The 21,976-nt window shown below is 64.3% G+C and carries 19 protein-coding genes; 4 read left to right on the forward strand and 15 right to left on the reverse strand.

The annotated features are described in order from the left end of the window. Nucleotides 1–70 precede the first annotated feature (70 nt). From J5J06_10110 to J5J06_10125, 4 genes are all read right to left on the reverse strand, one after another. Nucleotides 71–319, reverse strand: coding sequence for a hypothetical protein (locus tag J5J06_10110; GenBank protein ID MCO6437429.1), 249 nt, complete (start codon nucleotides 317–319; stop codon nucleotides 71–73). A gap of 155 nt (nucleotides 320–474) precedes the next feature. After that, on the reverse strand, nucleotides 475–1,758 hold the full coding sequence (locus tag J5J06_10115) for a glycosyltransferase (protein MCO6437430.1): 1,284 nt from the start codon (nucleotides 1,756–1,758) through the stop codon (nucleotides 475–477). Nucleotides 1,759–1,784: 26 nt separating this feature from the next. After that, the gene (locus J5J06_10120; protein MCO6437431.1) at nucleotides 1,785–2,699 is read right to left on the reverse strand and encodes a CpsD/CapB family tyrosine-protein kinase; all 915 of its coding nucleotides are present in this window, start codon (nucleotides 2,697–2,699) and stop codon (nucleotides 1,785–1,787) included. Nucleotides 2,700–2,745: 46 nt separating this feature from the next. Beyond that, nucleotides 2,746–3,603 (reverse strand): polysaccharide biosynthesis/export family protein, encoded by an 858-nt coding sequence (locus J5J06_10125; GenBank protein ID MCO6437432.1) that lies wholly within the window; start codon nucleotides 3,601–3,603, stop codon nucleotides 2,746–2,748. A gap of 251 nt (nucleotides 3,604–3,854) precedes the next feature. Here J5J06_10125 and J5J06_10130 point away from each other — a divergent pair, with 251 nt between their 5' ends. After that, on the forward strand, nucleotides 3,855–5,618 hold the full coding sequence (locus J5J06_10130) for an AAA family ATPase (GenBank protein ID MCO6437433.1): 1,764 nt from the start codon (nucleotides 3,855–3,857) through the stop codon (nucleotides 5,616–5,618). A 125-nt stretch (nucleotides 5,619–5,743) separates the two neighbouring features. Here the strand turns inward: J5J06_10130 and J5J06_10135 are convergent, their stop codons facing one another. From J5J06_10135 to J5J06_10185, 11 genes are all read right to left on the reverse strand, one after another. After that, nucleotides 5,744–6,670, reverse strand: a complete 927-nt coding sequence (locus tag J5J06_10135; protein ID MCO6437434.1) for an NAD-dependent epimerase/dehydratase family protein — start codon at nucleotides 6,668–6,670, stop codon at nucleotides 5,744–5,746. Nucleotides 6,671–6,732: 62 nt separating this feature from the next. Continuing rightward, on the reverse strand, nucleotides 6,733–7,314 hold the full coding sequence (locus J5J06_10140; GenBank protein ID MCO6437435.1) for a D-sedoheptulose 7-phosphate isomerase: 582 nt from the start codon (nucleotides 7,312–7,314) through the stop codon (nucleotides 6,733–6,735). Beyond that, nucleotides 7,307–8,854: a bifunctional heptose 7-phosphate kinase/heptose 1-phosphate adenyltransferase gene (locus J5J06_10145; protein MCO6437436.1), complete on the reverse strand. Its 1,548-nt coding sequence runs from the start codon at nucleotides 8,852–8,854 to the stop codon at nucleotides 7,307–7,309. The genes J5J06_10140 and J5J06_10145 overlap by 8 nt, the downstream gene beginning before the upstream one ends. Nucleotides 8,855–8,878: 24 nt before the next feature. Continuing rightward, nucleotides 8,879–10,840: a HAMP domain-containing histidine kinase gene (locus J5J06_10150; GenBank protein MCO6437437.1), complete on the reverse strand. Its 1,962-nt coding sequence runs from the start codon at nucleotides 10,838–10,840 to the stop codon at nucleotides 8,879–8,881. Further along, a complete protein-coding gene (locus J5J06_10155; protein MCO6437438.1) occupies nucleotides 10,837–11,583 on the reverse strand; it encodes a response regulator transcription factor in 747 nt (248 codons plus the stop codon). Before J5J06_10155 ends, J5J06_10150 begins: the two co-directional genes overlap by 4 nt. Nucleotides 11,584–11,714: 131 nt before the next feature. Further along, nucleotides 11,715–12,107, reverse strand: coding sequence for a VanZ family protein (locus J5J06_10160; GenBank protein MCO6437439.1), 393 nt, complete (start codon nucleotides 12,105–12,107; stop codon nucleotides 11,715–11,717). After that, a complete protein-coding gene (locus J5J06_10165; protein MCO6437440.1) occupies nucleotides 12,104–13,054 on the reverse strand; it encodes a ParA family protein in 951 nt (316 codons plus the stop codon). The genes J5J06_10160 and J5J06_10165 overlap by 4 nt, the downstream gene beginning before the upstream one ends. A 124-nt stretch (nucleotides 13,055–13,178) precedes the next feature. Continuing rightward, complete coding sequence (locus J5J06_10170) at nucleotides 13,179–13,844, reverse strand: methyltransferase domain-containing protein (protein MCO6437441.1); 666 nt, start codon at nucleotides 13,842–13,844, stop codon at nucleotides 13,179–13,181. A 107-nt stretch (nucleotides 13,845–13,951) separates the two neighbouring features. Continuing rightward, nucleotides 13,952–15,382, reverse strand: a complete 1,431-nt coding sequence (gene dacB, locus J5J06_10175) for a D-alanyl-D-alanine carboxypeptidase/D-alanyl-D-alanine-endopeptidase (protein MCO6437442.1) — start codon at nucleotides 15,380–15,382, stop codon at nucleotides 13,952–13,954. 266 nt (nucleotides 15,383–15,648) lie between these two features. Beyond that, nucleotides 15,649–16,167, reverse strand: coding sequence for a hypothetical protein (locus tag J5J06_10180; protein MCO6437443.1), 519 nt, complete (start codon nucleotides 16,165–16,167; stop codon nucleotides 15,649–15,651). A 33-nt stretch (nucleotides 16,168–16,200) separates the two neighbouring features. Next, the gene (locus J5J06_10185; GenBank protein MCO6437444.1) at nucleotides 16,201–16,977 is read right to left on the reverse strand and encodes a hypothetical protein; all 777 of its coding nucleotides are present in this window, start codon (nucleotides 16,975–16,977) and stop codon (nucleotides 16,201–16,203) included. Between the two features lie 354 nt (nucleotides 16,978–17,331). Between J5J06_10185 and mutL the strand changes: the two genes are divergently transcribed. The 3 genes from mutL to J5J06_10200 all read left to right on the forward strand — a co-directional run bounded on the left by mutL (nucleotide 17,332) and on the right by J5J06_10200 (nucleotide 21,873). Further along, nucleotides 17,332–19,293 (forward strand): DNA mismatch repair endonuclease MutL, encoded by a 1,962-nt coding sequence (mutL, locus tag J5J06_10190; GenBank protein ID MCO6437445.1) that lies wholly within the window; start codon nucleotides 17,332–17,334, stop codon nucleotides 19,291–19,293. Between the two features lie 404 nt (nucleotides 19,294–19,697). After that, nucleotides 19,698–21,263, forward strand: a complete 1,566-nt coding sequence (locus tag J5J06_10195) for a hypothetical protein (GenBank protein ID MCO6437446.1) — start codon at nucleotides 19,698–19,700, stop codon at nucleotides 21,261–21,263. A 97-nt stretch (nucleotides 21,264–21,360) separates the two neighbouring features. Further along, nucleotides 21,361–21,873 carry a YfbM family protein gene (locus tag J5J06_10200; GenBank protein MCO6437447.1) on the forward strand — a complete coding sequence of 171 codons (513 nt, stop codon included), beginning with the start codon at nucleotides 21,361–21,363 and terminating at the stop codon, nucleotides 21,871–21,873. Nucleotides 21,874–21,976 lie beyond the last annotated feature (103 nt).

A 21,976-nucleotide genomic window follows, 5' to 3' on the forward strand; every position in this document is an offset into this window, starting at 1 on the left:
AGCCGCCATCCAGGACAGGCGAGAACCGCCCGTTCTCTTGATCAGCCCGACGCCCTCCCCACGCAGCGCGTCACAGCTCCAGCAGGGCGTCAATGATCTGCTCGTCCTCGATCCCCAATCCACGGAGCGCTTCGCGCTTCTCCGATTCGGAAAGCGAACCGTCGTCCACGATGGCCTGCACATCACCAAGTACGATGACGCGACCATCCGCCGAGGTGAGAGCGTTGGGATAATCGGCGACATAGGCCGTGCCGCAACCCGGGAGCTGGATGCCTGCCAGAAGCATTGGCATAAGTATGTGCAAGCACGTCCGCCGCATGATTGGCTCCGTGAAGGTCCTCCGAGATGGCCATCTTATCCGAACGCCGGCGTGTGCCAACGAGGCGGCGGAGGGGTGATCGTTCAGGTATCGAGCGCTCCATCCACGTGGAACCGCGCAGTCCGGATCCCCGGCACGGTCAGGGGCCGTGACGATCAAGTCAGTCGAAGGTTGGTTGCGCAGGACGAAGCCTCAGGTGCTGGGGATGCGGTCTGAGGATCGTGGGGAAACAGCTCTTCCGCCGGCATCGCGGCCTGTTGGAGTGTCGAAGGCGCTTCGTCCGGAATTTCGCCGTCCATCACGATTCGCGAGAGTACCTCGACCTTGGACCGCCAGGATTCGGCGGCAACGTAGCGACTGATCTTCTGGCGTGTGCCGTTGAGCTCGCCGTAGGCGAAGCGGTCGCAGGCCTGGGCGAATGCCTCCGCCGTGTCCGCAATAATCACGGGCCCGGCGAAACGTTCCACCTCCGGCAGCCTGGTCGAGATCGTCGGCAGGCCCGCGGCGAGGTATTCGTACATCTTGATGGGATTCACACTGCGGGTCATGGAGCTGCGCACGAAGGGCATGAGACCCGCGCGGAACGCGGCGCAATAGGCGGGCAGCTCGGCATTGGGTCGCCGACCGAGAAAGTACACGTTGGGCAACCCGTCGAGTTCGGCTGTGCTCGTGGCGCGGTCGCCGATCAGGACGAAGGCATACTGTGGTCGGGATCTGGCGAGGGCGGCCATCAGGGCGCGGTCGATCCAGAAGTGAATCAGTCCAAAGAACCCGAAGATGGGTCGGTTGATGCCGGCGATGTCATCCGGGCGGGGCGGCGGATTTCGCCACGCGGAGGCGAAATGGTCGAAGTCCACCCCGTGGCGAACGAGCGCCACATCGCTGCGCCGCTGGAGCTTGCTCCGGTAGAGCAGCTCGCTGGTGGTGATGACCACGTCCGCCCGGTCGACCAGCGTATTCTCCGATTCCATGATGCGTTCGGAATCCAGTCCCTCGAAACCTGCGTAGTCGTCCACGCAGTAGTAGACGAAGCGCTCCGTGCGGAATCGATCGATCAGGCAGGCGACATCCGGGGCGAACGACCAGATCTGCAGGGGACGATCGGACGCTCCGGGGACGGTGCGAATGGCACGGCGAATCTGATTCACCAGCAATCGCCGGTGTACGGATCCCAGAAGCGGATCGGTCACGCCCGGCACCACCAGCGGCGTCATGTGCACGAAATTCGGGGAAACGCGGACGATGCCCCGGGCGAAACGCCGCAGGGCCGACCACGCGGCGCGAAGGTCCTTTCCGTTGAGGTTCGGGCGGCGTGTCCCGTGGTAGTTCACCCAGATGATCTGGTTGCGCTCCGCGAGAATCTTCATGATCTGGTGCTTGCTCGTCGGATCGTAATCCCACGCGCTGGCCAGACACACAATGGTACGCCCCTCGATCATGATGCTTCCTTGATTCGAAATTCTTCCTAACGCGACGAACGCGACGTTTCCTTTTCGCGATAGTCGTAGCGGTAATAGCGGTAGTAAGGGTAGCCGTAGCCGTACCGTCCGCCGGGTCGATCGCGCCCCACGACCAGGCATCCCACGATGGAGATGTTGTTCGACTGGAGCAGGCGCACGGCACGCTTGGCCGCGGCTTCGTCCGTGCGATGGAGTCGGACAACCAGCACCACGCCGTTGCACACCTGCCCGATAATGCCCACGTCGGTGACCGTCGTCGCCGGCGGCGTGTCGACGATCGTGTAGTGAAATTCGTTCTGAATCCGCTTGAAAATCGGGCGGGTGGCCGCCGAGGCGAGAATCTCCGCGGCGGGTCGGCCGTGTGTCCGACCGGCGGGCATGAACATCAAGTTGGGAATCGGTGTCGGCTGAATCGCGTCGGAGTAATTCACCTTCCCGCTGAGCACTTCAGCGAGCCCGGGCCCTTCCTTGACCTTCAGCATGCGGGCCAGCGATCCGCGGCGGAAGTCCGCATCAACGGCCAGGACACGCAAGTGTCGGATTTCCGCGATCGTGCAGGAGAGATTCAGTGTCGTGACGCTCTTGCCCTCGCGCGGAATGGCGCTGGTGATGGCGAGCACGCGGTGTTCATATTGCGGATTCTGACTCAGAAGCCGTGTACGAAGCGAGCGGTATTGCTCCGTAACGCTCGAGGACCGCTGGAAGAACGGGATCAGTGATTCATGCAGACCGGTGACGACGTCGAGGCTGGGTTTCCGGGACGCGGCCGGTTCCTCCGACGCGGCGTTCTCCGATCCGGCTTCGACTTCCGTCGGAGCCTCGATGGTGGCGACGGCTGCGGCTGCGGATTCCGCCTCGCCGCCGCGCGCGGCTTCGCGCTCCATCTCGGCTCGTTTCAGTGCGTCGGCGATTCTTCCCATGGCTCTTCCCTGGCTTCCCTGCGGATGAGGGAACTTTCCTCGGTGCTTAGAACGGCGCGCTCGAACCTCCGCTGTAGATGACCGTCGAACTCGAGTCGTTCTGGTAGACGTCGTTGGCATCGCGGAGCTGCGCCGGCGCCGTGTAGCTGCGGACCAGCGGGCTGACCGGCCAGATCAGTTCGTGCAGCCGCTTGACGGTCCACGCAAACGGAGTCAGCGGGACCACGACCACGTCGTTCGGCTCCAGGAGAATGTTGTCGCTCCAGTTTCCACGATTGATCATGCGATTGACGTCGATCGTGAGCGTGCGGATGGGTTCTTCGCCATGCGTCGGACGAAGCACCTTGACCTGCGTCGTCCACGAACGGAAATCCACGCCGGCATTGACCACCGCATCCAGGAGTGTGTCGCGTCCGGTGTAGGGGACGGCCTGGGTCTGTTCGTTGACCTGCACGTAGTACTTCTTGCTCTGGTAGGAAACCACGCGCACGGCGACCTTGGGATCGACATAGTAGCGGCTGAGCAGGACCTCCAGCTTCGCGCCGATCTCCTTGGCGGTCATGTCCACGACCTTGATCTCGCCGAGAAGCTTGAGGTTGATCTTGCCGTCGGGCTGAATCACCTGGGACGTGCCGTCGATCTCGAGGATTCGAGGAGCACTGATGGCCACGGCGTCCGGAATACCGACGCGATACTCGATGGCCGAGACCTTGTGCTCATGCTCGCGGAGGAAGTGGAGCATGTCCGCTTTCCTCGACGCGCAGCCGGGGGCCAGCAGCGAGGCAGCGACCACGATTGCCGCGGTGGCGCAGGTGCCTGCACGAGGACCGGAGTGACCCGCACGTGCCAAAGGGGCCGATAGGATCCGCGCCGGGGCGTACGTGTCGGATGGTCGATAGTTCATGCGCATGGTCGGACCTTCGAGCGTCTCTGCGCACTTATCGGGTGCGACGGGACGGTTCTGAATATTCCGGTCCGATAGGGCGGCGGCGGACGGCAGAAAGCCGGGCCCGGGGGCGCCGGCCTGCTCGAAGCACCTGCGGATCGTCCCAAAAGAAGCGGGGTGGTTCCTCAAGCGCAGGCCGCAAGGGACCGATATCGCGCGGGGACGGGTCCGGCTTGAACTGCCGGATGTCGGTCCTACGGGATTCCCGCATGTACGCCGATTTTTTCGGACTTCGCGAGCTGCCGTTCAACAACACGCCGGACCCGCGTTTCTTCTATTCCACACCGGACCATGAAGAGGCGCTGGCGTCGCTGGTGTACACGGTCGAGCAGCGCAAGGGGTTCGTGCTGCTCACCGGCGAAGTCGGAACGGGCAAAACATTGCTGACCCGGATGATGCTTCGCCGCTTTGGCGAGCGCATCGCTTTCGCCACGATTAACCACGCCGTCCGCACGACGGATGACCTGCTCGAATCGGTCTGCACGGAATTCGGTCTGCCCGTGGATGCCGCGGCCGGTCCGGCGCGGTGCATTCGGGCACTGCACGATTTTCTGCTCGCCAAGTTCGCCCAGGATGTGCCGGTCGTGCTCGTGCTGGACGAGGCGCAAAGCATGCCGGTGGCGGCGTTCGAGCAGCTTCGAACGGTGGGGAATCTGGAAGCGGACGACGCCAAGCTGCTCCAGATCGTGATCGTCGGCCAGCCGGAACTGCAGCGGCGGTTCACGTCACCGCACCTGCGCCAGCTCGGACAACGCATATTCCGCAGCTATCATCTGCCGGCCCTGACGCTCGACGCCACGGAGGGCTATATCCACCTGCGACTTTCCGTGGCCGGCGGAACCGACCTTGATGTCTTCAACGCCGACGCCGTGGAGCTCATCCATCAGAAATCGCAAGGGCTCCCGAGACTGATCAATACGCTGTGCGACAACGCGATGCTCAGCGCCTACTCGTCCGACCGCCGTCGCGTCGACGGGCCGTTCATGCGCTCCGTCATCGAGCAGATGGTCGTGCTGGACTCCGAGGGCGAGGCCCGGGAGAGCGGCCGGCTGGATTCGAAGGACATGGGTCTTGGCATGCCGGCAGGAAACGAGGATTGGTCGCCGCAGGCAAGACCGAAGGAAACCCAGGGGGAGGGTATCGCGCTCGACGTCATCGCCCGGCGCATGCACGACCTCGAGTCGCGCGTGCGCGAGACTCGTCTGGCCGACGAAACCGCGATGCGCGTGCGGGATGCGATCGAGCGCGCCGTTGGTGCTCCGGGAATTCGGCAGGGGGGCGGAGCGTTTGATCCCGCATTCCATGTGGACATGCACAAACTGGGTGAGCGCCTGGCGGCAATCGAACAGGAACTCGGCCTGACGGTCGCGTCGCGGTCCCGGGCTCGTGGGCTCCGTGAGGAACTCGACCACGCGTGCGGCCAGGCCCGATCGCTGCTTGCCCGGTTGCAGGCGCGCGAACGGAATCTGGCGGACCGCGAGACGCACCTGGAGCGACTCAGTGATCGCATGCGGCTGGCCATCGAGCAGGTCCGCAAGAGTGTGATTGCCGTTCGCACGCTGGGCGAGGAGTCGAAGCGAACGCAGCGACTGGCCGCGAACACGGTGCGTGAGCTCAAGGCTGAGACGGCCCAGGCGAGGCGAATGACGGGTCGGATTCCTCATCAACCCGAGGTGTCCGCACCGGTTACGATGAGCAGCGGCGTGGAAGCGACCGTTCTCCAGGAATCGTCGAAATCGGGCGATTCCGTATTTACCATGACGACGGGGCCCGACCGCCAGGCGATCTCCGATGCGCTGATCGGCGCGCGGGACACGGCCGCCGACCTTCGGGCGATGGCTCGCGCCGCCAACATCCCCGACGACTCCGCTCTATCAAGCTCATCCGGACCGACTCCGTCGGCAAACACCTCGACGCAACGCCTCGCGCGCGACGTACAGGGGCTGCTGGAGATGATGTCGCCGGCCCGTTGAGCGGTGTATCAGTCACCCGCAGCGAACCGCGGGCTTTCGCCTGCGCAGACGTTCTCCGGATCCATGCACTGTGTCTTGAATTGCCGCGGGCGATTCGTCCTACCGTCGGCCGCTCTCGCGCAGGGTCAGATCTTCCCCGTCTTCCGCGTCCATTCCACGGAACGGATCAGTCCGTCGCTGAGGGGAACCTGTGGCTTGTAGCCCAGCAGGTTTCGTGCCTTGGTAATGTCTGCGACGTAGCGCGTCACCTCGCCGACGCGGGCAGGTTCGTACGTGACTTTCGGCGTCACCCCCAGTGCCAGCGAGACAATGTTCACCACGTCGACAAGCGAGTTACCCTGCCCATAGGCGAGGTTGACCGTCTCCCCGCTGACCCGGCTTTGGGCCAGAGCGTCGATCCCCGCCACGATGCCCGCCACGCAATCATCCACGTAGGTGAAATCGAGCACCTTCTCCCGGCCGAATACGGTGATCGACTCGCCCTCGGCGATCTTGCGGATGAACAGCGGAATGACACGCTCCATACGCTCGATGTCGTTGTCGTATCGGCCGTAAACGTTGCTGAATCGGAATACCAGGAACGGCAGTTGATAGCACTCGGCGAAGGAATAGATGAGCGCCTCGCCGGCGATCTTGCTGGCGCTGTAGGGACTCTCGGCCACGACGAAGTCCGCAGAGGCCTCATCGGTAACGTGGCGGTGAATGTCGCCGTAGACTTCGCGGGAGCTGGAAAAAACGATAGGAAGGCGGTTCACGCGGCAGTAGTCGAGCACGTGGAAGAGCATGGTGATGTTATCCATCGCCCGCTGTGGATGTTCCACGAGTTCGAAGACCTTGGCATTGGCGGCCAGGTGAACCACGAGGTCAAAACGCTTGCCGTCGGGCAGGTCGCGATGGGTAATCTTCGTCAGGTCGATGGGTAGCGTCTCGATGCGATCGGTCCAGGTGTTGGTCCGGCAATCGATCCCCGTGACGCGGTCGCCGCGCTCCTGAAGGGCCAGACCCAGATTGGTGCCGATCTGCCCGCTTGAACCCGTAATCAGGATGTTCATATCCGTACTTCCTTTGCTTCCGCGCGGTGCCCCATCCCGACCAGCCTGCTCTTCAACGCGATCTACGCCCCCTGTGGCAATGCTGGAAAATACGCCTCCACGCGCTGGCAGATCAGGTGATACGCCAGTTGGTGGATTTCCTGCACACGATCGCTGCATTCGTGGTCTGCCTGAAATAGCAGCTCGCACCGATCTTTCATCGACCCGCCGGAGCGTCCGGTAAAGCCGATCGTGGCCGCACCGCGATCCCGGGCGGCGTCCAGGCCGTGCAGCACATTGGGAGAGCGCCCCGAGACGCTCAAGGCCCAGACGGCATCGCCCGGCGACGCCATCGCATTCACCTGCCGCGCGAAAATTTCATCAAAACCGAAGTCATTGCCAACGGCGGTCAGAATCGACGTGTCCGTCGTCAGCGCGATCGCCGGGAGCGGACGATGATCGGATCGAAACCGCCCGACGAGCTCGGCGGCGATGTGCTGTGCGTCGGCCGCGCTGCCCCCGTTGCCGAAGACGAGCAGCTTATTGCCGGACTCGAACGTCGCAATCAACCGGTCAGCGATAGCACCGATCAGATCGACCTGCTCGATCGCCGCCTGGGCGACGCGGATATGCTCGCTGATGCCCGCCCGAAACACGTCAGACACGGTTGCCGGCTCCCTGGCGGATGCGCTCGATGAGCTGTGTCGTGCTCAGTCCCTCGACAAGCGGCAGGAGCTTGACCCGCCCGCCGTACGATTCGACGAACTCGGCGCCGACGACGCCTTTGGCCGCCCAGTCCTGTCCCTTGAGTAGTACGTCGGGCCGGAGCTTGCGGATCAGAGTTTCGGGCGTTGTCTCAGCAAAGCCCACGACGTAGTCCACGCACTCCAGCGCTCCGAGAACACGGGCGCGGAGGTCGAAGGCGTTGATCGGCCGGTCGTCACCCTTCTCCAATGCCCGAACAGAGGCGTCTTCGTTGAGTCCGATGACCAGCACCGACGCTTCGCGCCGGCAACGCTGGAGCAGGTCCACGTGCCCGGCGTGCAGAATGTCGTAACAGCCGTTGGTGAAGGCGATCGTCTCTCCACGATCGCGTCGCAATGCGAGTTCCGGAAGCAGTTCTTCGAGCGTTCGGAGCTTGCCGTTGCGCTGGCGATCTTCGAGGCGGAGTTCGGCGAGGACCTCGTCGGCGGTGATGGGCACGCAGCCGAACTTCTCGACCTCAAGCCCGCCGGCGACATTGGCAAGGCGCGCGGCCTGCTCCAGCGGCGCACCTGCGGCCGTCGCGGCGGCCAGCATCGCCAGCACGGCATCACCCGCACCGGTGTTGTCATAGACGCTGCGCGGCGTCGTGGGGATGTGGGTGCGCCTCCCGTCACGATGCACGACAACGCAGCCATCTCGATCGGCCGTGACGACCATCGCCGCGGCATCGATGCCGCGGAGCACCTCCAGCGCCGCGGGAGCCAGTTCCTCGACCGGATCGACCTGGCGTCCGACGGCAAGGGATAGCTCAGCGCGATTGGGTGTCAGAATGCTGACGCCGCGATAACGGCCGTAGTTCGCCAGTCGGGCGGGATCGACGAACACGAACTTGTTCTGCGCGCGAGCGGCGTCAACCAGTGCCCGCACCAGCCCTTCCGTTATCGCGCCCTTGTCGTAGTCCTCGATGCAAACGACATCGGCCCGGCGAATGGCGTCGGTCGCTCGGCTGCAAAGAGTATCGGCGGATTCCGCGTCGAGCGGCGTCGTAACTTCCTCATCTACACGAAGGAGCTGTTGACGGTGACGATGCTGGGCAAGTCCGACGAGGCGCGTCTTCGTCGTCGTGGGACGCCTCTCGACCGCCACGACTCCGGAGGTGTCCACGGCCATTTCATCCAGCATCCGTCGCAGTATGTCGCCGTTGGCATCGTTGCCAATCACGCCGCAGCAGGTGACCTCGCAGCCGAGGGCGCGCAGGCACGCGGCGACGTTCGCACTTCCGCCGACGGCTTCGTGGCGGTCAACGGTGCGCAATACGGGTACAGGCGCCTCCGGGCTGATGCGTTCGGCGTCTCCGTAAAGATAGCGATCGAGGATCAGGTCCCCGACGAGAAGCACGCGCTTGTGCGTCGCGGCATGAATCCAATGGGATAATTCCAACGGCAAGGTCAGCTCCGACTCTCGTCCCGCGGGATGCTCCGCGTGGCATCGAGGGACCATCCTAGACGGCGCAATGCGCTTGCGTCAAACCGGCGACTCGCCGTCTTCGGCGCTCTTGGACTGATTGGCCGGTATGGAAAGTCGGAAATGGGCGCCGCCGTATTCGGGGTCATGCCGCGCCACGAGGTCCAGCCGGCCGCCGAGCAGCGCCGCCCAATCCCGCGCCAGGGCCAGCCCGAGCCCCAGTCCGCCCTGCGCTGCGGCTTCGGCCCCGCGCCCGCGACGGAACGGCTTGAAGATGGAGCGAGCGTCCCCCAGCTCGATCCCGGACCCGCTGTCAATGACATCAAGATGGAGTTTGTCGCGATCGGCATGGAGTCGGATTACGACCTTCTTCACCGCCGAGCTGCGCGTGTGGCGGCAAGCGTTGCTGATCAGCACGGCCGCGATGCGGTTGATGACATCCGCGTCCACGAAGAAGAGCCGGCCGTTCCGCAGCGCCGTCTCCGCCACGGGCTCGATGCCGAATGCGTGGCAACGCTCCTTCAGCGTCTCGCGGACCTGGCTCAGGACGCCGTCGGCGTCGACACTACGCGGATGCAGGCGCACGCGGTGGTGCTCGAGCCGGGCAAATTCCAGTACGTCCTGTACCAGCCCCGACAAGCGTAACGACTCCCGCGCGAGCGTGTCCAAGTACTGGGCACGCGATTCTTCGGGGACCAGCCCGGCCGCAAGCATGTCGGAGTACAGTCGGAACGTGGTCAGCGGCGTGCGGAGTTCATGCGTGACGGCGTAGGCGAACTGCATGCGGCGCTCAGATATGGCGAGAAGATTCCGCACGCCCCATCCGGCGATACCCAGCACGAGGATCGCGGCGCCCCATCCGGTCATGAGCACGCCCCCGACGTTGTCCCAGGCCGCCGCGGTCACCCCTTCCGCCGAATACGGAACTTCCAGTGTCGCGGGCAAGGACGTCAGCTTCCGCTTGCTCATTTCCGCGTCGAGCTGCACGTCGTTGGGCAGGGGAATGATGTCCACCTGGGCCCGGATCTCCGGCGGGAAGATATCGTCAATCTCCTCGAGGAGGTCGCTGCGAAGGAGATCCCAGTTCCCGATGAACCCCTGGTAAAAGGCCATGTCGTCGGCCTGTTCCACGCGGCACTCGCGAATAAACGCGAGCCGACGACCCAGTTCCGGGGGCGTGTCCAGCCAGAAGGGAGGAGCAATGGGACCGGGGTCGATCGTCGTTTCGGTGGTACCCGCTCTCGCCGCGCCGTCGCTCTCCTCGTCGGAAGGAACCAGGTTCTTGCTGATGACGTCGAGCGACTCACACGCCGGGGGCGGCGTGTGCCGGATCTGGGCTATGCGCATGCGGTTGGTTCGATCGAAATAATCCTTGCTGACAACCTGTTTCGATCGCGGACCCTGCGGTGATTCGGTCCCGCTCGACACGAGTTCGTCCTCTTGGTTCTCGTCGAACAGGTTGCTCGCCAGCGCCTCGCGGGAATTGGCTCCCGAGATCATTCGGTCGAAATCCACATTGCACGCCATGGCCGAGAACCAGTGCCACGTGCTCCGAGCGCGTGCCTCGGCGCTGACGTCGCGACGAACGTCCTCGACGCGGACGCCGTATTCGCCTTGAAGGAGCTGGGGCGAAGTGAGTTCCCCGTTTTCGCCCGCGAAGGGCAGGTATTGAAAATAAAGCTCGATCCAGTGCAGCGAAGGGCCCTGGATCAACAGCGGAGAAGGCACCAGCACCTCCGCCGGCGTGGGTTCATTCAGGGAGCGCGATTCGATGGGCTTGACCGGATGAACCGCGGAGTAGTCCCAGAAGTCGCGATACGTCTCGGCGACCAGGATGCTGCCGATGGAGGTGGACAGCTTCCCCAGCGCCAGGCTGATCATCCGGTCGTGTTCGTCGCGGATATTGCGCTTGGCCAGTTCCAGCGTCGCCGCCGACGCCCAGGACATACCCGCCAGCACAACGCCGATCAGCAGCGCGAACAGCACCAGGGCCGCGATCTTCCTCCGCCGAGAAGGAATCATGTGACTTCGCCGGGCGTTCCTGATCCCGTGGTGACCTCGACATCCCCGCCGAGCATGTAACCCTTACCCCGCACCGTGGCGATCCACTCCGGTCCGTCCTCGTTTTCGTCACCGCGCAGCTTCTGCCGCAGGCGGGTGACGTGCATGTCGATCGCCCGCGTCTCCACAGCGCCGTCGCGGATGCCCCACACGGCGGCCAGCAATTCCTCCCGAGACACGGCGCGTCCGGCATGCGCGGCAAGGCGCTCGAGGATCGCCGCTTCCATCTCCGAGAGCACCGCGCGACGCTCTTCACCGATTCGAATCTCGCGCCGTCCGCAGTCGGCGATCGTCTCACCCAGGCGGATGGCGACAACCGGCTCAGGGCGCTCCGGGCTGCGCCGCAGTACGGCGTCCACGCGGGCCAGAAGCTCGCGGGCCGAGAAAGGCTTGATGACATAGTCGTCGGCTCCGCCGCGCAGCCCACGCACGCGATCGTCTTCCGACCCTCGCGCCGTGAGAATGATCACCGGCAGCGACGGACGCGATCGGCGAAGGTCGTTGAGTACGTCGAGCCCGTCCATGCGCGGGAGCAGCAGATCGAGCAAGACGAGGTCCACATCACCGCGCTTGGATTCGGCCAGCCCGGTGACACCGTCGCCGGCCTCTACCACGTTGAACCCCGCCATCCGCAGCGTGTCCGCCACGCCGCGTCGAATGGCTTCCTCATCCTCAACCACCACCACGGTTCGTTTATGGGTCATGACCGGCATCCCCTGGTTCTGGACAACCCACGCCCTGCGGCGTTCAGATCGTCCCGACTTGTTACATTGTACCCCTTTGTCGACGGTCAGGTAGGTTGTTCTATTTTCGTGCAGCAGTTGTTAAAGCGTCGTTACAACTGCTTCAGGCCTTCGTGGCTGGATGGGCGGGAGGAGAGCCGTGCCCCCAGAAGGCCCAGAATGGCACCCGCAAGGTCGGCCAACCAGTCCAGAACGCTCGGTGTGCGGTCCACGAAGCCTTGCGACCACTCGTCGAAGACCCCGTACACGGCCACGATGAGAAAGCAGGTAAAGTACGTCCGGACTGAATATCCCCGCCGTGTACCCGCCAGGAATCGCACCAGGAGAAACGCCAGTCCCGCGTACATCGCGGCGTGTATCGGCTTGTCGAAGAGCCACGTGGTCGGCACCGTCCCCGGTGCCAGCGGTGTGTGCGTGAGGACGAAGATGAGCAACCAGTAACCGGCCAGCAGTCGGGAGATGAGCGCTGATCGGCGAGGGCTCATACGGCTACGGCACTGACGTGGTCCGAATCGGACGCCTGCCCCGAGGACGACGGTCGATGCGCACCGGACGGCGGGATACGCGGGCTGCTCTGTGACGGCGCCGCTTCGCCTTCCGATTGCGGCTGCGGTTTCTCGCACAGCGAAGCCAGCGCGGGCTGAACTTCCACGCCGAACATCTCTTCGCAGAGCGCGGCGTAGTCCGTCGCGCCGTTGCTCTTGGGAGCGTAGTCAAAGACGGTCTGTCCGAAGCTGGCCGACTCCGCCAGCTTGATATTGCGGCGAATGCGCGCTTCAAACAGTCGCGCCCCGGCCCAGGGCTGGTCCGTGCCCCGCGCCGCTTCGAGAAATCCGGAGAGGTCTTCGACGACTTCGCCGGCGTGCCGCGTTCCGGCGTCGTGCATGCACAAGACAACCCCGTGGACCGTGAGCCGGGGGTTCAGACGCTGCCGCACCAGTGCAACCGTCTCGAAGAGCTTGCCCAGACCCTGCAGCGCCAGGAACTGCGCCTGGAGCGGGATGAGCACCTCATCGCAGGCCACGAGGGCATTCACAGTCAGCACGCCCAGCGATGGCGGACAATCCACCAGCAGGACGTCGAATCGATCCTCCAGCGAAGCCAGGGCCTCGCGCAGAACCAGCTCCCGCCCGGGAACGCTGATCAGCTCGGCCTCGGCCCCGGCCAGATCGACATCCGCCGGCAGGACATGCACGTTGTCTCTCGCAGCCACGATGCCTTCGGCCGCGCCGCTTCCGGCGACGATCACGTCATACACCGTGACCTGCCCCTCCGCGATGTCCACGCCGAAATGCAGGGAGAGGTGTCCCTGGGGATCAAGGTCCACGAGGAGCACACGCTTGCCGGCCAGCGCCAGTGCGGCGCCGACGTGCACCGTGGTCGTGGTCTTGCCCACTCCGCCTTTCTGGTTGATCACGGCAATTCGTTGCATCGGTCCTCCCTTACCGATCGAGCCGGCTCATGACGGGCCCGGAAGTGTCGATGGAGCCTCCGCTTCCCTGATGTTGCCTGTCCCCAATATACGCCCCTCGGCAGGGCTGTAAAAGCCCAATGGCTCAGGAATCCCCGGGGCGGAGCTCGAAGATGCGCCCCTTGATCGCGCGTCCGCTCACGCCGACGGCCGATTGCTCGAGCGTACGCACGACATAACCTTCCCGTTCGGCGAGTTGCGCGAATCGGTCGGCCACGCCGCGGTAGGGGTCGCCGAGCAGGGCGACGCCGCCGGGAACGAGCAACCCGCGAATGCAGCGCAAGATGGGGACGTGATCAACGAGCTGGTAGAGGATGTCGGCTCCGAATACCCGCTCGAAACCTCGATCTTCGGGCGGTGAGCGCCAGTCGAGCGGCGCGTAGCCTTCCAGCGTAAGATGATTCCGCGAAGCGTTATACGCCGCGAATTGCAGCGCCAGCTCATCGTGGTCCGCGGCGACGACACGCCATCCCTTCAGGGTGGCAATCATCGCCACGAGCGCCAACCCGCAGCCCAGTTCCAGCGCCCGGCGACGATCACCGCTCGGCTGGGCCGCGACGTATTCCCCCAACAGATGCGCCGCGGGCCAGAGTTCCACGCCGTACGGGGCCATGTCCTGTTCTTCGAACTTGCGGGCGAAGTCCGGCTCTTCAAGAAGGTCGGCCGCGTCGCGGAATCGCGAGAGCTCGAACTCATGTCCCGCACACCGGAATCGATCGGTTTGGATCGGGTACGAGCGGAAGTACGGCACGCCTTCGCGCCATTCGATGGGCGGGGCTTCGAGAATCGTGCGAGTATCGAGCGCGTTCGTAATCCGAAGAACTCCCCTCGACGACGGGCGAAACGGGGCGACCGAGTCTATGGTTCGATGCCGGCGAGGATGCGGCACACGTTGTCCTGAATGGCCTTGTAAGGCCGGCTTGACCCCGGGTAGCCGTTGAACATCAGGGCGAACGCGTACTCTGACCCGTCTGCCCCCGAGACGAATCCGCTCAGCGTGCTGATGCCCGTCATGGTCCCCGTCTTGGCGTGTACGGAATCGGAGGCATCCCTCATGCGCTTCCTGAGCGACCCTTGTTCGCCCGGTTCAGCCAGGCTGTCGCGGAAGATCTCCCCGCCGGGCAGCGAACGAGTCCAGCGGTGGACCTCCACCAACTGGCGGGCGGTACAGCGGTTGTTGCGACTCAGTCCCGAGCCGTCGTCAATGACAAGGCCTTGCGTGTGGATCCCCGCGTTTCCCAGAATCGCCAGCACCTCGGCCGCGCCGTTTCGCCATCCGCCACGCGGCAGCAGCGCGCCTTCGCACGTCTTCGCCTCAAATCCCAGGCGCTTCAGCAGACACTCGGCGAAGAGATTCTGACTGTCGGTTCCCGTGCGGTGCAGCACGTCCGCCAGCGGCGTGCGATTCGCGGCCAGCACCGTCAGGTTCGACGGAATCCCGCCCTTGTCGTCCCGCGCCTGCTCGACGCGTATCTCCTCCGGGATCTGAACGCCATGCTCCACGAGCACGTTTCGCAGCACGTCGGCGGCCAGCATCGGCGGCTGCGGATAAGAAACGGGCGGGAAAGGCCAATCCCGGCGGCACCGCCCGCGGATGAAATACCGGTCGGTCCCCGCGGGGTGATGAAGAATGGGATCGGCGTGCTTGCTGGAAATGCAGCGATTGACAATGTCCACCCGGGTCGTCGCGGGGTTGATCTTCACCAGGCACGGGCGACCCTCTTCCGCCGCCGGCGAGACGCTGATCTCCAGGCAGTTGTTCGCGAAATTGAGCCCGCTGACCGGCGCGGAGTACCACTTCCCGAGGTCCTCCTCCTCCCAGCTCGTGTGCACGTACTCGCCGTCGAAAATGGTCTCATCGGCAACCAGCCCGCCCGGGAAGCTCGTCTTTCCCGAGGAGACAACCGCCTGCGCCCATCGATCGAAAACAGAGGTGCCGTTTTCGCCACGGGCCTTGGCGAGTTTCTCGTCGCCCAAGGCCGGGTCGCCCCCGCCGATCAGGAAGAGCTTGTTTCCGTCGGTCGCGAGAACCGTGTCGAAAGTAAACTCCGGCCCGAATCGCGCCAGCGCCGCACCCATGACGAACACCTTCGCGTTGCTGGCCGGAATCAGCGGCGCATCGGCGTCATGTTCGAAGACGACCTCGTTGGTCTTGAGATTGACGATGTACGCGGATGCAGCCGTCTGGGGATGGGGCAGCGGACTCAGCGCCTCGGCAATGCGATCGGCCAGTGCCGGCTCGGCCTTGGTGGGGGCGGCGAGAACCAGCACGAATCCCACCACGAGCACAGCCGCCGTTCTTCTCCCACCGCGCAGCGTCCGCCGTGCGGACCATCTTCCTCCATGTAGGGTGCATCCCTGATGCACCTGACTTCGTTGCGTATGTCCCCGAAGCACCATCTGGCGTGCTTCTGGAGTTCGTAGGGTCCGCCGTGCGGACCAATCTGCCAGCCGCGCGGCTTCAGCCCGCGCGATTCTGGATAAGTTCGACAAGTTCTCGGTGAATCCCAACGGCTTCATGAAATCCTTTCCGATCCTCCGACAAGTCCATCCGATCAAGCGAACCACTCCACCAGTGCTTCAACGATCGTCTCTGCCCCGACCAATGCACAAATCAGGAACAACAGCAGACCTCCGATAAGAGCGAACCCGGCGATTCGAACCCCAGTCGATTCCCGGGGAACTCTGATCGGCTTGCCCGCGACCGGCATCCGGTACAGACGCCACTTCTTGATTCGCTCCTGTGCCTTCGGAGGGAATTTCTCCACGGATTCAAGGTAGCAGGTTCGAGGCAACTGCGCGGCAATCGTTCTTGGGTCCGGTCCCGCACTATGCACGAACGCTTCAATGGTCCTTTCGGCCTCATCACCCTCGACATCCGATAGCAGCCAATACCGTCCGGCTTCCAGCGGGTCTTTCATCTCCAGCGAGATTTCCCCCAGGCGCCGCAGCACGGCCGGGTCGTAGCCGCAGGTCGCAAGATACGATCCGAGCCGCCGTCGCGCCGACCCGAAGTCGCCGCGCCGCACGTCGTGCTCGACGCGGTCGAACACTGTTTCCTTGCTGGTTTCCACGGACCGGTTCCGTCAAGAATCCCCGCCCCGTGCTTACCGTATCGGCTCGGCCTGTGAAATGGCAAGAGCGCCCTTCGGCGACTCGTCCGCGATAATGAAGATTTCGTCAAGAGGAGAAGTCGTTGCCAGAAACGGCTCACCGGCCAGACGCCGGAACTCCTCCATGAGCTCAACCCCTTTTGTTCCCTTATCCCCTGCGGGGATTCGAACCGCCCGCACTCTCCGCCCCAGGCTCGCGATCCACTCTCCGGCCGGGCTCAAGCGCGAAACCAGCGCCGTGTCGATCGCCGCCCCGACGGCCCATGAGCCCGCGTCATCAATCAAATCCGCCATCTCCACCGGCGAAAGCAGTTGGCTACCCGAACAGGCTTCCAGCGCCACGGCAACGCCCGCCCGCTCCGCATCGCGGCGAACGCCTTGCAGCAGCTTGCCCGCGAAGTCCAGCGCCTCGCGGTAGGACGATCCTGCCGACCCCGTCTGCGAACCGGCCAGCGCCGGCAGTGCAAGATTGAACACACCAACCTGTGCGCCCCACAGCCGCTCCAGCACCGCGCGAACATCGTCGATCGCCTGCCCAACGGATCGTGCCGCCAGTCGACCGCGAATCGCCCGAGCGGCCGCGAACGCGTCGCCATCGACCGCGATCTGCGACAACGCACCGCCAATCGATTCGAACGGGCCAAGATCGAGCTCCAGCCCGTCAAATCCACTGGCGCGAGCGTCCTCCTCAGCGGCCTCCAGCGCGCGGCGCAGGCTCGATTCCCCAGCGTCGGAGTCCATCCGAGCAGATCGCAGCGTGATCAGCGGCAACGTTCTTACCTCCATCCGGCGAGCCACGACTCGACCTGTGATATCGCTGTTTCAGTCATGCCGTCTCCAACCACCTGCCAACCGTGCCTCGCTCCACCCTCGTGCGACGACGCATTCAAACCTGGGTGTTGGGTGCCATGCTCAAGCCCGGCGCAGCCGGGCGCCGGCATGTCTTCCGTGGTGCATGGCGGCGCTTCGCTTGGCCATGCCACCCTAGGATTAGGCTGCGTCGGAGCAGTCGTTTTGCCCGCTCCTTGGGCCACAAGTATACTCGCCTTCAGTTCGGCCTCGACCGCCGGTCCTCGCCGCGTGGCGCCCGCGAGTCGTTCCCATTCTCCGAGTGAAACCGCCACCGTGCCCCAGCCGCGCATCCAGGTTCTCCCCGATCTTCTCGTCAACAAGATCGCCGCCGGCGAGGTCGTCGAGCGTCCCGCCAGCGTCGTCAAGGAGCTGATCGACAACGCCCTCGACGCCGGCGCCTCCCGCGTCGCCGTGGAGCTTGCCGACGGCGGCAAGGAGCTCATCCGCGTCACCGACGACGGCCGCGGCATGGACGCCGAGGACCTCCGCCTCTGCGTCCTACCCCACGCCACCAGCAAGATCACCGCCGAGGACGACCTGTACACCATCCGCACCATGGGTTTTCGCGGCGAGGCCCTCGCCAGCATCTCCGCCGTCTCGCGAATGCGCGTGATCTCCCGCCCCCACGACACCGACGAGGCCAACGAAGTCCGCGTCGCCGGCAAGGTCTTCGAATACGCCAGCGCCGCCGGTGCTCCCCCCGGCACCACCATCGAAGTCCGCGACCTCTTCTTCAACGTCCCCACGCGCCGCAAGTTCCTCAAGGCCAACTCCACCGAGACCGGCCACATCAACGAGCAGGTCGCCCGCTTCGCCATCGCCTTTCCCGAGGTCGGCTTCGAGACCATCAACAACGGCCGCACGACGCTGAACGCCCCCGGCACGCAACACCTGCTTGAGCGCATCGCCCGCTTCTACGGCGAAGAGCTCGCCTCCGATCTCCTCCACACCGTCCGCGAGGAACGCGGCGTCCGCCTGGAGGTCTTCGCCGCGCCGCCCTCGGCCTCGCGCGCCACCGCCCAGTGGCAATACACCTTCGTCAACCGCCGCCACATCCGCGACCGTTTCCTCCAGCACGCTATCCGCGAGGCCCACCGCGGCCTCATCGACCCCCATCGCCACGGCGTCGTCTTCGTCTACCTGGACATCGCCCCCGACCAGGTCGACGTGAACGTGCATCCCACCAAGATCGAAGTCCGCTGGGCCGATTCCCACCTCGTCCACTCGCTGCTGCTCAGCGCCCTGCGGGAGATGTTCCAGCAGGCCGATCTCGCCCCCGCCCTCCGCACGCGCTCGGCTTCGCCCGACCCCGCCGAGCAGGAACGCCTCCGCCGCGAATTCGCCGATCTGCTCCGCGCCGCACCGCCCATCGTCCCCGGACGCGACCCGGCCGTGCTCGCCGGCCGTATCGGAGAGAATCGAGACCGCATCACCGGCAGCTTCGGCTCCGGCTCGGGATCCGCGCCGCCGGATCTTTCGCGCGGCGACTACCGCTCGTCCGATCCTCTCGACACGTGGCGCAAGCTCTACGGCCGCCCGACGGAATCGGGTGAAGGAGCGACAGGATTTCCCGCAGGATCCGACGGTACTGCGGATTCGGACAACGCCCCATCCTCCGCGGACCTCGACGCCGCCCGCCGCTTCCTCGACGGCCAATCCGGCGTTCGCTCCCGCGCCGTCCAACTCCACAACCTCTACCTCGTGGCCGAGACCGACGACGGCATCATCATCGTCGACCAGCACGCCCTCCACGAGCGCGTCATGTACGAGGAGCTCAAGCGTCGCCTCGCGAGCGGCACCCTCGAAGCCCAGCGACTTCTGCTGCCCGACACGCTGCGGGTCACCCCCCGACAGGCGTCCCTGCTGGAATCCAACACCGACCTGCTCCAGCGTCTCGGCATCGAGATCACCCCCTTCGGGCCCGACTCCGTCGCCGTGCACACCTTCCCGGCCTTGCTCAAGGACACCGACGTCCCCGGCTTCATGCGCGACCTGCTCGACAAGCTCGAGAGCCAGCCCCAAAGCCCCCAGCCCGAGGAGATCATCCACGAGCTCCTCGACATGATGGCCTGCAAGGCCGCCGTCAAAGCCGGCGATCCCCTCTCCGACGAGGAAGTCCAAGCCCTCATGGCCCAGCGCCACCTCGTGGACAAATCCAGCAGTTGCCCCCACGGCCGACCCACCGCCCTCCGCCTCTCCCGCGCCGAACTCGACCGCCAGTTCAAGCGAACGTGAGAATGTGGAATGGTGAATGTGAAATGGTGAATTTGGAATGGTGAATGCGGAATCCAAAACGTAGGGCCCGCCCTGCGGACCATTCTTGCGCGTGCCATGCCCACGCTTCGTGGGCATGCTCTTGAAATGCGAACCTCACCCGGCTGGAAGACGCGTCGCCGCGTAGGGCCTGCGGTTCGCGTGTCGTCAGACACGCGGTTCGCATGCCTTTACTGTTGGGCGTGGCTCTTGTAGCACCTCTTTCCGAGCTTTCGTAACGCACATCCCCCATCGCACCTCCTCGCGATCCGAGGGCTTCAGCCCTCGCCGACCTTCGGGCTCTGCACGGCATGCGTGCCACTGCTCTTGAGCAGTGCACAAACTCATCCGCCGCGCCATGTCCATCTGCTACAATGTGGCCCACCATGAACTCCGCCTTGCACCTCCTCCCCAGCCGGCGGTTCGCATACACGAGCCTTCTCTTCCTGTTCGTGTTGCTCCAGGGCATCGCGTTTCGATGGGCTCCCGTGGATGACGCCTACATTTCCATGCGCTACGCCCGCAACTGGGCCGCGGGCCATGGACTCGTCTTCAACCCCGCTGAGCGCGTCGAGGGCTTCACCAACTTCGCCTGGACCGCGATCCTCGCCGCCGCCGCTGCTCTTCGAGTCGATCTACCTGCCTTCTCTGTCATCGCGAGTTGCCTGTTCTGCCTGGTGACCCTCTTCCTGACCCTGCGCCTCGCGGAGCGCGCTTATCTCGAATTCGACTTGCCCACCGGCCGCGCATGGATTCCGCCGCTGATCCTTGCCCTGTACCCCGGCTGGGCCTACTGGGCGTTCAGCGGAATGGAGGGCATGCTCGCGGCGAGTCTCTATCTCGGCGTTCTCCTGGCAGCATGCCGACCGCTCACCCATCGGTCCGATCCCCTCCTTGTCGGAACGCTCCTCGCGCTCGCCGCAATGACACGCTGGGAGGCCGTCTTGCTTCTGCCCGTCGTGGTTGTTGCGATTGTCGTGTACGGTCGGGATCGATCGCGCCGCCAACGATTCACCCATGCGATCGTTACGGGCGCCACATTCCTGTTGCTCTTCGGCGTCTATTTCGCTGCCCGCTACGCCTACTACGGCGAACTCCTTCCCAACACCTATTTCGCAAAAACCGGCGGTCCCTCAACCGCCCGCCTTCCCAATGGACTCATCTATACGGGCGAACTCGGCGTGACCTTTCTGCTCCCGGTCACCGGACTCGTTCTCCTGCGGTGGATTCGCCTGCCCATTGCCAAGGTCTTCCTGATGCTCTTCGTATGCCAGGGAATCTTCGCCATCTGGGCAGGCGGCGACTTCTTCCCGTGGCTTCGATTCTACGTCCCGATCTTGCCCGTTTGCGCCATTCTCATGGGCATTTGCATCGAGCTGTCCCTGGCCCATCGCGCTCGAACCAAACGAAGTTCCCGCGCTGTACTGGCCATGTTCATGATTCCGGCGGTAGTTCTATCCGGTTTTGTAATCGACCTGGGTTCAGCCCTCGCTCATGCTGGTCTTGTCCGGCAATGGAAAGACGTCGGCCGATGGACGAGCGCCACCTTTCCCGAAGACTACCAAGTCGCGCTGGCGCCCATTGGCGCCGTCGGATTCTTCAGCGATCGGAAGATCATCGATATCCTCGGCCTCACCGATTACGACACGGCGCATTTCGGGCAATGGGACGTTAGCGAGCCCCCTGGCCACCAGATGAGCGACCTCGACGCGATGCTTGGCCGCCGTCCGGAACTGGTCCTCGGAAACGCACCGACCTTCGACCACGAGCCGACCGTTGAGGAAGTGCACCGGGCTTCCTTTCGCCGGACCTTGAAACGCCTGTTTGCCCGTCCCGATTTTCAGGCGGCCTACGTCTTCCGTACCGCCTCGTTCGAAGGGAGAATTATCCCCTATTGGATCCGGCGCGATCTCGCAGCGGAGAAAGGCACGTTGCCCGCTCCCGTGCGATAGAACGCAGGGTCCGCCACGCGGACCACGCTTGTAGGGGGCATCTCGATGCAACTCTTCCAATATGGGTCGGCGTGTACCACGAATTCCGGCATGCGACATGATGGGAGTCACCCTAATGGGATGTCTTGGCGTATTCATCGCAATTGATTCCGAGCAAGTAGACCGTCTCCTGCACGCGGCCGACGACGACGAATTACTGGACCGGCTCGAATCGATGGAGGCGGATCTCGGCGACTCGAATCTCGCCGCCGATTGCGACAAGTCATGGGACGCTTTGCACCGTTGTCTCACGGACGGCCGACTCGATTTCGGAAATGGTCCGTATCCGCTCAGCCACGTCGTGCTGGGGCCCCGTCAGTTGCACAAGGGCGACGATTTCATCGTATCCCTCGTCTTGCCCGAAGAGGTAACCGACGTCGCGGCCGCGCTGCAAGCCATCTCCGAGGAGTCGTTTCGCGATCGATATTGGCAGTTAGTTCCAAGCGATTATTGCGACAATCACGGTGAGGAGGATCTGCAATACACTTGGGAATGGTTTCAGCCGGTCAGGGACTTGTATCGTGTCGCGTCGGAACGCCGATTGGCCGTGGTCTTCTCGGTCGATCAGTAGCCGAGTAGGGGGCATCTCGATGCACCTCTGCTCTTCGCCCGCAGGGCGCACGATCGTTGACGGCGGCTTCAGCCGCCGGTCTCCTGTCACCCAAGCGACCCCG

Source organism: Phycisphaerae bacterium (assembly GCA_024102815.1).
In the GTDB taxonomy this organism is placed as follows: Bacteria; Planctomycetota; Phycisphaerae; order UBA1845; family UBA1845; genus JAGFJJ01.

What these genes read in the sequence shown, in the direction of transcription:
- J5J06_10195 (MCO6437446.1), top strand. Translation starts at nt 19,698, where the DNA reads ATGAACTCCGCCTTGCACCTCCTCCCCAGCCGGCGGTTCGCATACACG.
- J5J06_10130 (MCO6437433.1), top strand. Translation starts at nt 3,855, where the DNA reads ATGTACGCCGATTTTTTCGGACTTCGCGAGCTGCCGTTCAACAACACG.
- J5J06_10165 (MCO6437440.1), bottom strand. Translation starts at nt 13,054, where the DNA reads ATGCAACGAATTGCCGTGATCAACCAGAAAGGCGGAGTGGGCAAGACC.
- J5J06_10120 (MCO6437431.1), bottom strand. Translation starts at nt 2,699, where the DNA reads ATGGGAAGAATCGCCGACGCACTGAAACGAGCCGAGATGGAGCGCGAA.
- J5J06_10135 (MCO6437434.1), bottom strand. Translation starts at nt 6,670, where the DNA reads ATGAACATCCTGATTACGGGTTCAAGCGGGCAGATCGGCACCAATCTG.
- J5J06_10150 (MCO6437437.1), bottom strand. Translation starts at nt 10,840, where the DNA reads ATGATTCCTTCTCGGCGGAGGAAGATCGCGGCCCTGGTGCTGTTCGCG.
- J5J06_10125 (MCO6437432.1), bottom strand. Translation starts at nt 3,603, where the DNA reads ATGAACTATCGACCATCCGACACGTACGCCCCGGCGCGGATCCTATCG.
- J5J06_10155 (MCO6437438.1), bottom strand. Translation starts at nt 11,583, where the DNA reads ATGACCCATAAACGAACCGTGGTGGTGGTTGAGGATGAGGAAGCCATT.
- J5J06_10160 (MCO6437439.1), bottom strand. Translation starts at nt 12,107, where the DNA reads ATGAGCCCTCGCCGATCAGCGCTCATCTCCCGACTGCTGGCCGGTTAC.
- J5J06_10200 (MCO6437447.1), top strand. Translation starts at nt 21,361, where the DNA reads ATGATGGGAGTCACCCTAATGGGATGTCTTGGCGTATTCATCGCAATT.
- J5J06_10115 (MCO6437430.1), bottom strand. Translation starts at nt 1,758, where the DNA reads ATGATCGAGGGGCGTACCATTGTGTGTCTGGCCAGCGCGTGGGATTAC.
- J5J06_10145 (MCO6437436.1), bottom strand. Translation starts at nt 8,854, where the DNA reads ATGGTCCCTCGATGCCACGCGGAGCATCCCGCGGGACGAGAGTCGGAG.
- J5J06_10110 (MCO6437429.1), bottom strand. Translation starts at nt 319, where the DNA reads ATGCGGCGGACGTGCTTGCACATACTTATGCCAATGCTTCTGGCAGGC.